This window comes from Mycolicibacterium phocaicum, assembly GCF_010731115.1.
In the GTDB taxonomy this organism is placed as follows: domain Bacteria; phylum Actinomycetota; class Actinomycetes; order Mycobacteriales; family Mycobacteriaceae; genus Mycobacterium; species Mycobacterium phocaicum.
Genome location: NZ_AP022616.1, coordinates 4,259,377 through 4,276,794 on the forward strand (window position 1 = coordinate 4,259,377; position 17,418 = coordinate 4,276,794).

Sequence of the window (17,418 nt, forward strand, 5' to 3'; positions counted from 1 at the left end):
ATGGATCTCGGCGATTCGTCGTTGCCTGTCACGCGTGGGCAGTTGGACATCTGGCTCGCGCAGGAAACCGGTCAATCGGCTGCGGAGTGGCAGCTCGGTATCTTCGTAAAAATTGACGGGCCGGTTGATTTCGAGATCTTCGAGCAAGCGATCCGCCACGTCGTGGGCGAGGCCGACCCGGTGCGGGCGACGTTCTCGGAGTCCGGCGGTCAGGTGCGTCAGCGGTTGCTCGACGTCGCCGATTTCGAGGTGGCGTTCCATGATCTGGCCGATGCCGACGAGCCGATGGCCGATGCGCGTGCGACGGCCTCGGCGCTGCAGCGCACCCCCATGCCGCTGGATGGCCCGCTGCTGCGGTTCGCCTACTTCCGGGCCGGCGCCGACGAGTCCTACTTCTTCGCCTGCTGCCACCACGTCGTCGCCGACGGCATCGGGCTGGCACTGGTCCTACAACGCATCGCGGCGGTCTACTCGGAATCCGTTGCGGGCGTGACCATTCAGCCGTCCTACTTCAGTTCGCTTCAGGATCTGCTGGACTCCGAAGATGCGTACGAAGCCTCCGCGGACTACGCCGAGGACGAGGCCTACTGGACCGAGAACCTGCCGGCGCAGGCGACTCGTGACCTGCCGGCGGATGACGTCGCGGGCGCCGACGGCTCCTCGGAGCCCATCCCGCTCGCCCCCGCGCTGCTGTCCCAGGTCGAACGGCTGTGTACGGCCTGGGACGTGCGCCGGTCCACGGTGCTCATCGCGGCGTGCGCACTGGTCCTGCGTGGCCGGGCGGCCGAGGGGCACGAGGTCGTGCTCGACCTGCCGGTGACGCGGCGCGTGCTGCAGGTGTCGAAGACGTTGCCCGGCATGGTCGCCGGCGTGGTGCCGCTGGTGCTGCAGGTTGCCCCCGACGCCACTGTCGCTGAATTCTGTGCGCATGTGCACACCCGCACCCGAGAAGCGGTGCGCCATCAGCGATTTCCCGTTCAGGCCCTCGAGCGCAAGATCCACGGGCCGGGTGCGGACCGGATCGTGGTGGACTTTCTGCCGTCCGGGTTCACTGTGCCGCTGGGCGAGGCCACCGCGGCAGCGCAGCTGATCTCCGGTCTCGGACGCGGCTCCGGACTGGCGTTCTCGGGTACGGGCGACGAACTCTCCGTCACGACATTCGGTACCCGGCAGCTCGACGTCGTGGAACTGGCAGACCAGCTCGATCGCGTGCTGACCGCCATGACGGCGGACCCGGCGCAGCGCCTATCGGCGTTGCCGGTGCTCGGTACACCGGCCGAGGACCGGCTCGCGGACCTCGGAAACTGGGCGACGCTCGCCGCCGAAACGGCGCTGCCGCTGTCGATCCCGGCACTGTTCGCCGCGCAGGTGGCTCGCGTGCCGGAGGCGGTGGCGCTCAGCGGTGACGGTCGGCCACTGACCTACCGGGAGCTCGACCGCGCGTCGAACCGCATGGCTCAGCTTCTCGCCGACCGCGGCGCGGGTCCGGGGCGCCGCATCGCGGTGATGCTGCCGCGTTCCGCCGAGGCCATCGTGACCATCCTGGGCGTACTCAAGACCGGCGCGGCCTACCTGCCGATCGACCCGGCACTGCCGGCGCCCCGAATCGCCTTCATGCTGGACGATTCCGCACCGTTCGCCGCCGTCACCACAACGGCTCTGGCCGGCCGGTTCGACGGCTTCGACGGTGTGGTCATCGACGTGCGGGAGCCGTTCGACGGACCCGACGACTGGCCGGCCGAAGCCGGCCCGGAGCCCGACGACGTCGCCTACGTCATCTACACCTCGGGCACGACCGGGACGCCGAAAGGCGTTGCGATCGCTCATCAGAACCTGACACAGCTGATCGCCGCGCAGGATGCCGGCCTGCCGTCCGAGCAGGCCTGGTCGCATTGGCATTCGTACGCTTTCGATTTCTCGGTGTGGGAGATCTTCTCGGCGCTGCTGCGCGGCGGCCGGCTGGTGGTGGTGCCCGAGTCGGTATCCGCCGATCCGACCGAGTTCCATGACTTCCTGATCGCGGAGAAAGTCACCGTCCTCACCCAAACCCCTTCTGCCATCGGGATGTTGGACATGGCCGGGCTGGAGTCGTGCGCGCTGGTGATGGGCGGTGAGGCCTGTCCGGCCGAGGTGGTCGAACAGTGGGCGCCGGGCCGCACAATGGTCAACGGCTACGGCCCGACCGAGACCACGATCTACGCCGCGATCAGTGCGCCGCTGACCGCAGGTGAGGGCGCGGCGCCGATCGGCGCGCCACCGCGCGGCACGGCATTGTTCGTGCTGGACGGCTGGATGCGGCCGGTGCAGCCCGGCGTGGTCGGCGAACTGTATGTGGCCGGTGCCGGTGTAGGCGTCGGGTATCTGCACCGGACCGCCCTGACCGGATCACGTTTCGTGCCGTGCCCCTTCGGCAAGCCCGGCGAGCGGATGTACCGCACCGGAGACCTGGTGTACTGGGGCGAGGACGGACAACTGCGGTACGTCGGACGCGCCGACGCGCAGGTCAAGATCCGTGGCTACCGCATCGAACTGGGTGAAGTCCAAACAGCTTTGGCCGCAGTCGACGGCGTCGTGCAGGCGGCGGTGATCGTCCGGGAGGACCGCCCCGGCGACAAGCGCCTCGTCGGTTACGTCACCGGTGCCGTCGATCCGGTCGAGGTGCGGGCCGCTCTCGTCGATCGCCTGCCGGCGTACCTGGTTCCGGCCGCGGTAGTGGCACTGACCGAACTGCCGCTCACCACCAGCGGCAAGCTCGACACCCGGGGCCTGCCCGCCCCGGAGTACACGGGTGACGACTACCGCGCGCCGGACAGCCCGGTCGAAGAAATTCTGGCCGCCATCTATGCCGAGATCCTCGGCCTGGAGCCGGCGGATGTCAGCGTCGACGACTCGTTCTTCGAGCTGGGCGGCGACAGCATTCTCGCGATGCAGGTGGCGGCGCGCGCCCGGGCCGCCGGATTGGCATGCCGCCCGCGTGACGTGTTCGTCGAACAGACGGTGGCGCGTCTGGCGCAGACGGTGACCGTGACCGACGACGCGGACGACGTCGTCGACGAGGGCATCGGATCGGTGCCGGCCACCCCGATCATCCGCTGGTTCGCCGGGATCGAAGGACCGGTTGACGAGTTCAACCAGACCCTGGTGTTGCAGGCACCGCACGGCGCCACCGGGGACGACGCGGTGATGTTGTTGCAGGCCTTGCTGAGTCGGCACGCCATGCTGCGGCTGCGGGTCGGCGCCGACGGGGCGCTGTCGGTACCCGAGGCCGGCGCGGTCGATGCCCGCGATTGCGTCGTCGATGTCGAGGAGCTGACAGAAACCGCGGTGGCCGCGGCGCGGCGACGGCTGAACCCGGGTGCCGGGATCATGGTCAGCGCCTTGTGGGTCGGCCCCAGCCGGCAGCTGGTCCTGATCGTCCATCACCTCGCGGTTGACGGGGTGTCGTGGCGAATCCTGCTGGAAGACATCAATATTGCGTGGGCGCAGCATCGCGCCGGCCAGCCGGTGGAGCTGACGACGACAGGCACGTCGTTCCAGCGGTGGGCCATGCTGCTCAGCGAGTACGCGCACCATCCGGACGTGCGGGCGCAGGCGGCGGCCTGGCAACGGGCGGCCTCGGTACCCGCGGCTCTGCCCGCCGCGAACCCTGATGTGGACACCTACGCCACCGCGGGCCGGCTGTCGGTGACGCTCGACGCCGAGCACACCAGGGCCCTCCTCGGCGAGGTGCCGGCGGCATTCCGCGCCGGCGTGCAGGACATCCTGCTGATCGGTTTCGCGTTCGCGGTCACCGAATTCCTGGGCGCCGGTGGGTCGCCCGTCGGCATCGACGTCGAAGGCCACGGGCGCGACGAAGACATTGCCGACGACGTCGACCTGTCGCGGACCGTCGGCTGGTTCACCGCCAAATACCCGGTGTCGCTGGCGCTGCGCGAGCTGTCCTGGTCGCAGATCACCGCGGGCGACGAGGCGCTCGGTGCCGTCGTCAAGGCGGCCAAGGAACAGCTGCGCGCACAGCCCGCGGGCCTGACCTACGGGCTGCTGCGCTACCTCGACGACGGCATCGATCTGGACGGCGCGGAGCCGAGCATCGGGTTCAACTACCTTGGACGCCTGGGTTTCCCGCAGATCGCCGGTGTCGAAGAACTGTGGCGGCTCGGACGCGACGAACTGTCCCTGGCCGGCGCCGCGGCCCCGCTGCCGCTGTTCCACACCGTGGAACTCAACGCCGGCACCGTCGACACCGACGCCGGACCTCAGCTGCAGGCCGACTGGACCTGGGCGACCTCGGTTCTCGACGATGCCCAGCTGAACCGGTTGAGCCGGTTGTGGTTCGAGGCGCTGGCCGGCATCTGCGCACACGTCCGCGCGGGTGGCGGCGGTCTGGCGCCATCGGACATCGCACCGGCGCGGCTGGGGCAGCAGCAGATCGACCAGCTGCAGCAGCAATGTCGCGTTGCCGACATCCTGCCGCTGACGCCGCTGCAGCAGGGTCTGCTGTTCCACAGCAGCACCGCGCACGAGCGGGCCGACGTCGCGGCCGAAATGTACTCGGTGCAGCTGGATTTCACACTGACCGGCACGCTGGACCCGCAGCGACTTCGCGATGCCGTGCAGCGCACCGTCAACCGGCATCCGCACCTGGCGGCCACGTTCTGCCAGCAGTTCGACGAACCGGTGCAGGTGATCCCGGCCGAGCCGGAAATCGCGTGGCAATTCCTCGATTTCGGCGCGACGGGGGTACCCGACGAAGACGAGATTCAGCGACTGTGCGCCGCCGAACGCGTCGCGGTCGGCGACCTCGCCGGTGAGCCGCCGTTCCGGGCCCTGCTGATCCGAATCGCCGAGGACCGGCACCGTTTTGTGCTGACCAATCACCACATCGTGCTCGACGGCTGGTCGCTGCCGATCCTGCTGCGTGAGATCTTCGCCGGCTATGCCGGGCACCGGCTGCCGCCCGCGGCGTCGTACCGGAAGTTCATCACCTGGCTCGCCGATCGCGATCTCGACGCGGCGCGAGCGGCCTGGGGTGCGGTGCTCGCCGGTTTCGATACGCCGACGCTCGTGGGCCCGCAGGACCGGCTCCAGGACCGGTTGGGTCGGGGGCAACGGGGCTTTGCGTCGTTTCAGGTTTCGGCGGAGACCACGCGCGCCCTGTCAGACCTGGCCCGTTCGTGTCAGACCACCGTCAGCACTGTGCTGCAAGCCGCGTGGGCGGTGCTGCTGTCGTCTTTGACGGGCAGGCACGACGTGGCGTTCGGTACCGCGCGGTCCCGGCTCGGGCAGCTCGATGTCGGCGACACCGAATCGATGGTCGGCCTGCTGATCAACACCGTGCCGGTCCGCGCCAACCTGACGGCGGGCACCACCGTCACCGGCCTGCTCGACCAGCTGCAGACCGCGCACAACGACACTCTCGACCATCAGCACCTGGCGCTGGGCGAGATTCACCGCGTCGCCGGCCATGACCAACTCTTCGACACGCTGTTCGTGTACGAGAACTATCCGGTCGAAGCGGGGATGTCCGTCGGGGTCGACGATCTTGCCATCGCCGAGTTCGCGAACCGCGAGTTCAACCACTACCCGCTGACGGTCGAGGCGTTCCCGGGCGACGAGCTCGGGCTGCACATCGAATACGACACCGAGGTGTTCACCGAAGCCGCGATCACGTCGCTGATCGGCAGGCTGAGCCGGCTGCTGGCGGCGATGACCGAGGACCCGGCGCGGAAGCTGTTGTCCATCAACCTCCTCGGCGAGGCCGAGCAGGACGAATTGCGGCGGTGGTCAGGTGCCGGCGTGCAGGCGCCGATCGGACTCGGGCCCGAGCTGCTGGCCGCGGCCGTCGCTGCCGATCCCGGTTCCGTCGCCGTCATCGACGGGGCGCGCAGCCTGACGTATCGCGAGCTCGACGAAACCTCGAACCGGCTGGCGCGCCTGCTGATCGAGAACGGGGTCGGTCCCGAACGCGCCGTGGGTGTCGCGATGGACCGGTGCGCCGAACTGGCGGTGGCGTGGTGGGCCGTGCTGAAGGCCGGCGGCGTGTACGTGCCGGTGGACCGCACCCACCCCGTCGAACGTATTGCCACGGTGCTGGATTCGGTCGCCGCCACGTGTGTGCTCACGCGGGACGCGGACCAGATGGGCGGCGCAGGCTCCCGTCCGGTGTTGCGGGCGGACGTCGATCTGTCCGGCTACCGCGCCGAACCGATCGCCGACGGCGAGCGTTCGGCGCCATTGGCGGTCGACAACACCGCCTACGTCATCTTCACGTCGGGCTCGACGGGTGAGCCCAAGGGTGTGGCGGTCAGCCACGCCGGGTTGCTGGGTGCCGCTGCGGCACAACGGGAATCGTACGAGCTGACCGCCGACGCGCGCGTGCTGATGGTCGCCGCCCCGACGTTCGACGCGTCGCTGTTCGAGATGCTGACGGCGACCGGTGCGGCCGCTGCCTTGGTGGTGGCACCGCGGGACGTGTACGCCGGCGAGGCGCTCGTCGATCTGATGCAACACCACCGCGTGAGCGCGACGCTGCTGACCCCGACAGTGGTGGCATCACTGGACCGGGCGCGACTCGACGGGCTGACCACTCTGATCACCGGCGGTGAGGCCTGCCCTGAGGAACTGGTGCAGGCCTGGGCGCCCGGGCGCCGCATGTTCAACGCGTATGGCCCCAGCGAATCCACGATCTGGGCCACCGGTACCCCGCTGACGCCGGGCCGGCCGGTGAACATCGGTAAGCCCATCGCGGGCACCCGGACCCTCGTGCTCGACGCCCAGCTCAACCCCGTGCCACCGGGCGTGACGGGCGAGCTGTACCTGGCAGGCCCGGCGGTGGCGCTCGGATACGTCGGCCGGCCCACACTGAGCGCCGAGCGGTTCGTCGCGAATCCGTATGGTGGCGAAGGTGATTCCGGCAGCCGCATGTACCGGACGGGCGACCTGGCGCGCTGGAACGCCGACGGCACACTCGACTACCTGGGCCGCGCCGACACCCAGATCAAGCTGCGCGGCCAGCGCATCGAACTGGGCGAGATCGAGAGCGCGCTGCTGGCCTGCCCGCAGGTCAGCCAGGCAGCCGCGACCGTGCATCACGGCACCGGTGGCGCCCAACTGGTCGGCTACATCACGTTCGAACACGCCACCGACGGCACCCGCGACGCCGAACACGACGCGGAGATCGTCGGGGAGTGGCAGGACATCTACGACGAGCTGTACGCCGCCGACGACGCGGAAGGTCAAGCACCCGAGTTCGGTTCGGACTTCCGGGGCTGGAACAGCAGCTACACCGGCGAGCCGATTCCGCTGGCCGAGATGGAGCAGTGGCGGGCTGCCACGATCGACCGCATCATGGCGCTGCGCCCGCGGCGGGTCCTCGAGATCGGCGCCGGCTCGGGCCTGATCCTGTCCCAGATCGCACCGCACTGCGAGCAGTACGTCGCGACCGACGTGTCATCGGCGGCGGTCGACAAGCTGGCGCGGTCGTTGCGGGAGTTGCAGATTCCGTGGCGCGACCGGGTCGAGTTCATGGCGCGGGCAGCCCACGTCACCGCCGGACTGCCCCGTGGGCACTTCGACACCATCATCGTGAACTCGGTGGTCCAGTACTTCCCCAATGCGGCGTACCTGACCGAGGTCATCGACAAAGCGGTGGAGCTGCTGGCGCCCGGTGGCACCCTGTTCCTCGGCGACATCCGAAACCACAGTCTGCAGAACACCTTCCAGACCGCCATCGTGCTGGCCCGCAGTGCGGAGGCCGGAACCGACGCCGCGGTGCTCCGGCAGCGCGTCGAGCATGCCGTGCTCGGCGAGGCCGAGCTGCTGCTGGCGCCCGAGTACTTCACGACGTGGGCCGCGCGGCGGGAATCGGCTGTCGGACTTGCCATTCGGATCAAGCGCGGCACCGCGGACAACGAACTCAACCGCTACCGGTACGACGTCACCATCCACAAGGCACCCGCGGCCGTCCGGTCGGTGGCCGACATCCCGACCTGGACGTGGGCCGACTGTGCCGACCTGGCCGGGCTGCAGGGCCGGCTGGCCGACGTGCGGCCCAAGGCGATCCGCATCACCGACATTCCCCGCGCGGGTGTGGGCATCGACGTCCGGCTGGAGCGGGAACTCGCCGGGCTCGCCGCGGACACCGAAACTGCCGAGACCACAACGGAAGAGCTGCACCGCGTCGGTGAAGAGGCGGGATACCAGGTCGCCGTCACGTGGGGTACGGCACCCGGCAGTGTCGATGCCGTCTTCGTCATCCCGGGAGAGGCCGGCGCGGCGGAGGTGCCACTGACCGACCTGTACCGGCCGGTCGCGCACAACGGCATTCACGCCAACGAACCGCACAGCAGCACCAAGATCAGTGCCGTCCGGAACCGGCTGAGCGCGTGGCTGCCCGATTACATGGTGCCGCAGCACATCGTGGTGCTCGACGAGATGCCGTTGACCACGTCGGGCAAGCTCGACCGCAAGGCATTGCCGGCACCCGAGTACACCGACACCGACGGCTACCGCGCCCCGGCCGGTGTGGTGGAAGAGATCCTCGCGGACATCTACGCCCAGGTGCTGGGTGTGCAGCGCGTCGGTGTGGATGATTCGTTCTTCGACCTGGGCGGCGATTCGCTGTCCGCGATGCGGCTGATCGGCGCGGTCAATTCGATTCTGGCCGTGGATCTTTCGGTGCGCGCGCTCTTCGAGGCGCCGACCGTGGCGCAGCTGGCCCCGCGAGTCGGCGGCGACGCGACGCGCCTGGCCCCGTTGGCGGCGGGGGAGCGACCCGAGGTCCTCCCGCTGTCATTCGGCCAGAACCGGTTGTGGTTCTTCGACCAGCTGCAGGGACCCTCGGCCATCTACAACCTGGCGGTGGCGCTGCGGCTGCGCGGCCGACTCGACACCGACGCACTCGGCCGGGCGCTGGCCGACGTGGTGGCCCGCCACGAAAGCCTGCGGACCTTGTTCGTGGCGCCCGAGGGCGCACCCCAGCAGGTCATCATTCCCGCGGACCGCGCCGACATCGGCTGGGAGAACATCGACGCCGCCGGCTGGCCCGCGCACCGGGTCGACGACGCCGTGGGTGCGGCAGCCCGGCACACGTTCGACCTGTCGGCGCAGATTCCGTTCCACGCCAAGCTCTTCCGTGTCACCGACGACAACCACATCCTGGTCGTCGTGGTGCACCACATCGCGGCCGACGGCTCGTCGGTCACGCCGCTGGTGCGTGATCTCGGGCTGGCCTATGCCAGCCGGTGCGCGGGCCGGGCTCCCGACTGGGCGCCGCTGCCGGTGCAGTACGTCGACTACACGCTGTGGCAGCGTGCGCAATTCGGCGACATCGACGACGCCGACGGGCCCATCGCCGCACAGCTCGATTTCTGGCAGGACACGCTGGCCGGGCTGCCGGAGCGCCTCGACCTGCCCACCGATCGCCCGTATCCGCCGACGGCCGACCACCACGGTGCCCGGGTCACCGTGCAGTGGCCGGTCGCCCTGCAGCAGCAGATCCGCCGCGTCGCCCGTGAGCACAACGCGACCAGCTTCATGGTGATCCAGGCGGCGTTCGCCGCGCTGCTGGCCCGGATCAGCTCGACTTCCGATGTGGCGGTGGGCTTTCCGATCGCCGGTCGGCGCGATGCCGCGCTCGACGATCTGGTCGGCTTCTTCGTCAACACCCTGGTGCTGCGCGTCGACCTTGGTGAGTTCGCCGGCGGCGACCCCACGTTCGTGGATCTCCTCGCACAGGTCCGCCGGCGGAGCCTGGCGGCGTACGAGCACCAGGATGTGCCGTTCGAGATGCTCGTCGAGCGGCTGAATCCCACCCGCAGCCTCACCCATCACCCGGTGGTCCAGGTGCTGCTGGGCTGGCAGAACTTCTCCTGGCAGGCCGGCGACGCGGCCGGGTTGGCCCTCGGCGATCTGCAGGTGACCCCGCTGACGGTCGACACTCAGACCGCCCGCATGGATCTGGCGTTCTCGCTGGGCGAGCGCTGGGACGGCGACGGCGAGCCCGACGGACTCGACGTGATGGTCGAGTTCCGCACGGACATCTTCGACGCGGAGAGCATTCAGGCGCTCGTCGGCCGGTTCGAGCGCATGGTGTCGGCGTTCAGCACCGATCCGGCGCAGCGGTTGTCGTCGGTGGATCTGCTCGACGAGGTCGAGCAGGCCCGGCTGGACCGCTGGGGCAACCGGGCCGTGCTCGGCCGGCCGTCAGCCGTGACAACGGTGCCGGAGGTGTTCGCCGCCCAGGCCGTCCGCACCCCCGACGCGGTTGCGGTGGTCTGCGGCGAGCGATCCCTGACCTACCGGGAGCTCGACGAGGCGTCGAACCGGCTGGCGAACCTGCTGATCGAGCAGGGCGCCGGCCCGGGACAGATTGTCGCCCTGCTGTTCTCGCGCTCGGCCGAGGCGATCGTGGCGATCCTCGCGGTGCAGAAGTCGGGCGCGGCGTACCTGCCGTTCGACCCGGCGCTGCCGGCGGCCCGCATCGAATTCATGCTCGGTGACGCCGCACCGATCGCTGTGGTCACCACCGCGGAGCTGGCCGACCGGTTCGACGGATTCGGCGTCACGGTCATCGACGTGGCCGACCCGCGGTTGGCCACGGAGCCGGACACCGCGCCGCAGGGACCGGCGCCCGACGACGTGGCGCACCTGATCTACACCTCGGGCACCACGGGGATGCCCAAAGGTGTTGCGGTCACGCAATACAACGTCGTCCAGCTGTTCCAGGGCCTGGACATCGGCATCGAGCTGTCGCCCGAACAGGTATGGACGCAGTTCCACTCCTACGCGTTCGACTTCTCGGTGTGGGAGATCTGGGGCGCTCTGCTGCACGGCGGCCGGCTGGTGGTCGTGCCCGACGCGGTGGCCCGCTCCGCCGACGATTTCCACGATCTGCTGGTGCGCGAACGCGTGACCGTGCTCACTCAAACCCCTTCGGCCGCAGCGGTGTTGTCCACCGCGGGGCTGGATGCGGCCGCCCTGGTCATCGGCGCCGAGGCCTGCCCGCCCGAGATGGTGGACCGCTGGGCACCCGGCCGGACGATGGTCAACGTCTACGGCCCGACCGAGACGACCATGTGGTTGTGCAAGAGCCTGCCGCTGACCGCGGGCTCCGGGGCGCCGCCGATCGGCTCGCCCACGGCGGGTGCGGCGTTCTTCGTCCTCGACGAGTCGCTGCGGCCCGTGCCGCCGGGCGTGGTCGGTGAGTTGTACCTCGCGGGCCGCGGTGTCGGCATCGGCTACTGGCGCCGATCCGGCCTGACGGCAACACGTTTCATGGCCTGCCCGTTCGGTGAACCCGGCACCCGCATGTACCGCACCGGCGACCTGGTGTCGTGGCGCCCCGACGGTCAGCTGGACTACTTCGGCCGCGCCGACGAGCAGGTCAAGGTGCGCGGCTACCGCATCGAATTGGGTGATGTCCGTTCGGCTTTGGCCGAACTGCCGGGCGTGGAACACGCGGCGGTGATCGCGCGCGAAGACCGTCCCGGCGACAAGCGACTGGTCGGCTACATCGTCGGCCCGGCGGACCCCGCCGAGGCGCGCACCGCGCTGGCGCACCGGCTGCCGGGCTACATGGTTCCGGCCGCCGTCATTGCGGTGCCGGCCCTTCCGGTCACCGTCAACGGCAAGCTGGACACGCGGGCCCTGCCGGCACCGGACTACCAGGACACCGCGCGCTACCGGGCCCCATCGGGGTCGGTCGAGGAAACCCTGACGGCCATCTACGCCGAACTTCTCGGTGTCGAGCGCGTCGGCGTGGACGATTCGTTCTTCGACCTCGGCGGAGATTCGTTGTCCACGATGCGGTTGATCGCAGGCATCAATGCGGCGCTGGACGTCGAGCTGCCGGTGCGCACGGTCTTCGAGGCGCCCACCGTGGCTCAGCTCGCGGCGCGGATCGGCGACGGGGCGACGCGGCGCGCGCCGCTGCTGGCCGTCGCGACTGCCGAGCGGCCGGACCCGATCCCGCTGTCCTTCGCCCAAAACCGGTTGTGGTTCGTCGACCAATTGCAGGGCGCCTCAGCGCTTTACAACATGCCGGTGCTGCTGCGGCTGCAGGGTCGCCTCGATACCGCGGCGCTGCGTGCGGCGCTGGCCGACGTGGTGGGCCGGCACGAGAGCCTGCGCACCGTGTTCGCGGCGACGGGCGGCACGCCCCGTCAGGTGGTCCTTCCCGCCGAACAGGTGGAGCTCGGCTGGGATGTCATCGACGCTGGTGCCTGGACCGACGAGCAGCGCACCGCCGCGGTGCGCGCGGCCGCGCAGTACGTGTTCGACCTGGCGACCGAAATCCCGGTGCGCGCCAGTCTGTTCCGGCTCTCCGGCGATGAGCACCTGCTGGTGGCAGTGGTGCATCACATCGCCGCCGACGGCTGGTCGTTGCAGCCGCTGGTCACCGATCTGGGCACGGCATACGTCAGCCGCTGTGCCGGTCAAGCACCGGGCTGGGCGCCGCTGGCCGTGCAATACGTGGACTACACGCTGTGGCAGCGCGAGCAGCTCGGCGAACTCGACGCGCCCGACAGCGAGGTCTCGGACCAGCTGACCTACTGGACCGAGGCGCTGGCCGGCATTCCCGACCACATCGACCTGCCGACCGACCGGCCGTACCCGGCGGTCGCCGATCTGCAGGGTGCGACGATCGAAGTGGACTGGCCCGCCGAGTTGCAGCAGCAGATCGCGCGGGTGGCACGCGAGCACAATGCGACGAGCTTCATGGTCGTGCAGGCCGCGCTGGCCGTCATGCTGGCCAAGCTCAGCGCCAGTTCCGATGTCGCCATCGGCTTTCCGATCGCCGGGCGGCGGGACCCCGCCCTCGACGACCTGGTGGGCTTCTTCGTCAACACCCTGGTGCTGCGTGTCGATCTGGCCGGAAACCCCACTGTCGAAGAGCTTCTGGCGCAAGTGCGGGCCCGCAGCCTGGCGGCCTACGAGCACCAGGACGTGCCGTTCGAGGTACTGGTCGAGCGCCTGAACCCGACACGCTCCCTGTCGCACCATCCGCTGGTGCAGGTGATGCTGGGTTGGCAGAACCTGCCGTGGCAGCACATCGACGTCGAGAGCGGATTGGCGCTCGGTGACCTGACCGTGACGCCGCTGCCCGTGGAAACCCAGGCCGCGCGCATGGATCTCGCGTTCTCGCTGTCCGAACGCTGGACTGCCACAGGGGAACCCGCGGGCATCGGCGGCATCGTCGAATACCGCACCGACGTGTTCGACGCGGCGAGCGTCGAAGCGCTCGTGCGCCGGATGCAAGGCGTACTGGCGGCCATGACCGCCGAGCCCGGCCGAACGCTGGCCACCATCGATCTGCTGACCGCCGACGAGCGCGAACGGATCGATGCGATCGGCCATCGGGACGTCCTGACGCGGCCATCGGGCCAGCCGTCGATCCCCGAGCTGTTCGGCACCCACGTCCGCTCTGTGCCGCATGCGGTGGCGATCAGTGACGCGGGCGCACAGCTGACGTACGCGGAACTGGACGCGGCGTCGAACCGTGTCGCTCACCTGTTGGCCGACCGCGGCGTCGGTCCGGGTTCAGTTGTCGCGCTGCTGCTTTCCCGATCGACCGACGCCATCGTCGCGATGCTCGGTGTGCTCAAGGTCGGCGCGGCCTATCTGCCGATCGACATCACGTGGCCGTCGGCGCGCATCGCGTTCGTCCTCGAGGACGCCGCACCGGTGGCCGCCATCCGTGCCGATCCGGATCTGTTGTCGGGCTTCAGCGGAGCGGTCGTCTCGATCGCCGACGCTGCCGGACAAGCTGATTCAGCGCTGCCGATGCCGAATGCCGATGCGCCGGCCTACCTGATCTACACCTCCGGCACCACCGGTGTGCCCAAGGGCGTCGGGCTGACGCACGCCAATGTCACGCAACTGCTCGGCACGCTCGACGCGGGCCTGCCGGCCCCCGGCGTCTGGAGCCATGCGCACTCGTTGGCGTTCGACGTGTCGGTGTGGGAGATCTTCGGGCCGCTGCTGCGCGGCGGCCGCGTCGTGGTGATCGGTGACGACGTGGCCCGGTCATCGGCGGAGTTGCACCAGACCCTGGTCGCCGAAGGCGTCACGGTCCTGACCCAGACCCCAACGGCGGCAGCGGCTTTGTCACCGGCCGGACTGGAACAGGCGGCGCTCGTCGCGGTGGGTGAGGCCTGCCCGCCCGAGGTGGTGCAGCGTTGGGCGACCGGCGGCCGCGTGATGGTCAACGCCTACGGACCGACCGAGACGACGATGTGCGTCGCGATCAGTACACCGCTGACCGCCGAGTCGGTGGCGGAATCCGCTGTGGTGCCGATCGGTTCGCCAGTGGGCGGTGCGGCGCTGTTCGTGCTCGATAGTGCGTTGCGGCCGGTTCCCCCCGGAGTCATCGGCGAGCTGTATGTCGCCGGTGCGGGTCTGGGCGTCGGCTATCTGGGCCGTGCCGGACTGAGCGCATCGCGTTTCGTGGCCTGTCCGTTCGGGGCGCCGGGACAGCGGATGTACCGCACCGGCGACCTGGTGCGCTGGGGTGCCGACGGACAGTTGACCTACCTTGGCCGCGCTGACGAGCAGGTCAAGATCCGTGGCTACCGCATCGAACTCGGCGACGTGCAAAGCGCTTTGGCTGCCGTGGACGGGGTGCAGCAGGCCGTCGTGATCGCCCGTGAGGACCGGCCGGGTGACAAGCGTCTGGTCGGGTACGTGACCGGCACGGTCGACCCGGCCGCGGCGCGGGCCGAACTGGCGGGACGGCTTCCGGGCTACATGGTGCCGGCGGCGATCGTGACGCTGGACCGCTTGCCGTTGACCGCCAACGGCAAGCTGGACACGCGCGCGCTGCCCGCGCCGGACTACGTGGCGGGTGACTACCGGGCGCCGGCGACGGCGGTCGAGGAAATCCTGGCCGGCATTTTCGCGAACCTTCTGGGACACAGCCGCGTCGGCGTGGATGATTCGTTCTTCGATCTCGGCGGCGACAGCATCGCCGCGATGCGCCTGATCGGCGCGATCAACGCCGCACTCGACACCGACCTGGCAGTCCGCACGGTGTTCGAGGCGCCGACCATCGCGGAACTGGCGCCACGGATCGGCGCATCCACGGCGCGGCGGGACCCGCTCGTGGCCATCCCGGATTTGTTGCGGCCGAACGTGCTCCCCTTGTCGTTCGCGCAGAATCGCCTGTGGTTCCTGGAGCAACTGCAGGGCCCGTCCGCGACCTACAACCTCGCCACGGTGCTGCGTCTCGCCGGTCACCTCGATGCCGACGCGCTGCACGCCGCGCTGGTCGATGTCGTGGGGCGGCACGAGGCGCTGCGCACGGTCTTCGTCGCTCCGGACGGCGTACCGCAGCAGGTGGTGCTGCCGGCATGGACCGCCGACATCGGTTGGGAGAGCACCGATGCGACCGGCTGGACCACGGGCCGGCTGGCCGCCGCCGTGGACAGCGCGGCGCGGTACGCCTTCGACATCTCCACCGATATTCCGTTGCGGGCCAGCCTGTTCCGGGTTGCCGACGACGAGCACATCCTGGTCGCCGCCGTGCATCACATCGCGGCCGACGGCTGGTCCATCAGACCGTTGGCGCGAGACCTGAGTGTGGCCTATGCGAGCCGGTGCGCCGGACAGCCGCCGCAATGGCCCGAGCTGCCGGTGCAGTACGTCGACTACACGCTGTGGCAGCGGGCGCAATTCGGTGATCTGCACGACGGCGACAGCCCGATCGCGGCACAGCTCGACTACTGGCAGGACGCGTTGGCGGGGCTGCCCGAACGGCTGCAACTGCCGACCGATCGGCCGTACCCGCTCGTGGCGGATCAGCACGGCGCCACCGTCACCATCGACTGGCCGGCCGAACTGCAGCAGCAGATCGCGCAGGTGGCCCGCGAACACCACGCCACCGGATTCATGGTGGTGCAGGCCGCCCTGGCCGTGTTGCTGTCCGCGCTCAGCGCGAGTTCCGATGTCGCCGTGGGCTTCCCGATTGCGGGCCGCACCGACCCGGCGCTCGACGAGCTGGTGGGCTTCTTCGTCAACACGCTGGTGCTGCGCGTCGACCTGGCCGGCGATCCCACGTTCACCGACCTGCTGGCCCAGGTGCAGCAGCGCAGTCTCGCGGCCTACGAGAACCAGGACGTGCCGTTCGAGGTGCTGGTCGAGCGGCTCAACCCCACCCGCAGCCTGACGCACCACCCGCTGGTGCAGGTGCTGCTGGCGTGGCAGAACCTTCCCGGACAACAGGGGCAGGGCGCTGCCGGGCTGACGCTCGGCGACCTCGAGGTGACGCCCGTCCCCGTCGACACCCAGACCGCCCGCATGGATCTGACGTTCTCGCTCGGCGAGCGCTGGAGCGAGGACGGCGCACCTGCCGGCATCGCGGGCACCGTCGAATATCGCACCGACGTCTTCGATGCCGCGACCATCGAGACACTGATCGAACGGATGCGGCGCGTCCTCGCCGCGGTCAGTGCCGATCCCACCGCGCCGGTGTCCGGCATCGAGTTGCTCGACGACGCCGAGCACACGCGCCTCGACGACATCGCCAACCGCGCGGCGCTGGACCGGCCCGCGCCGGACGTGTCGATCCCGGAACTGTTCGCCGCGGTGGTCACGCGCACTCCGGACGCGCCGGCACTCAGCTGCGCAGGCGACACCCTGACCTACCGCGAACTCGATCGGCGGGCCACCCAGTTCGCGCATCTGCTCGCCACGCACGGCGCCGCTCCGGGACAGACTGTGGCACTGCTGCTGCCACGGTCCGCGGAAGCCATCGTGGCGATCCTGGCGGTGCTCAAGACCGGGGCGGCGTACCTGCCGCTCGATCCGGCGCTGCCGGTGTCCCGCGTCGAATTCGTGCTCGCCGACGCCGCACCGGTCGCGGTGATCACGTCGGGTGAGCTGGCGGACCGCGTCAGCGGACTCGAGTTCCCGGTGATCGACGTCGACGACCCGACCGTGGCCGCACAGCCCGACGCGTCGCCGGCCGGCCCCGCGGCCGATGACATCGCCTACCTGATCTACACCTCCGGCACCACCGGTGTGCCCAAAGGCGTTGCGGTCATGCACCGCAACGTCACCCAGCTCATCGCCGCCCCGGATTCCGGACTACCCACCGCGGGCGTCTGGAGCCAGTGGCACTCGTTGGCCTTCGACGTCTCGGTGTGGGAAATCTTCGGTGCGTTGCTGAACGGCGGGCGGCTGGTCGTCGTGCCCGAGTCGGTGGCGCGGGCGCCGGAGGACCTCCACGCCCTCGTGGTCGCCGAGCGCGTCACGGTGCTGAGCCTGACTCCCTCTGCGGCAGGCGCACTTTCGCCCGCCGGCCTGGACGGCGTCACGCTGGTCGTCGCGGGCGAGGCATGCCCCACCGATCTGGTCGAGCGCTGGGCAGGCCGCGTCATGATCAACGCGTACGGCCCGACAGAAGCCACCATCTACGCCGCG

General features: G+C 69.8%; 1 protein-coding gene (only partly in view). It reads left to right on the top strand.

The window, feature by feature from the left end; genetic code table 11:
* A protein-coding gene (locus G6N46_RS20455) for a non-ribosomal peptide synthase/polyketide synthase (RefSeq protein ID WP_138250986.1) crosses the window boundary here: on the top strand, window positions 1-17,418 show its 5' portion. The gene runs 13,530 nt beyond the window's last position; the window shows 17,418 of its 30,948 coding nt (coding positions 1-17,418); its start codon is at window positions 1-3; its stop codon lies off the right edge, out of view.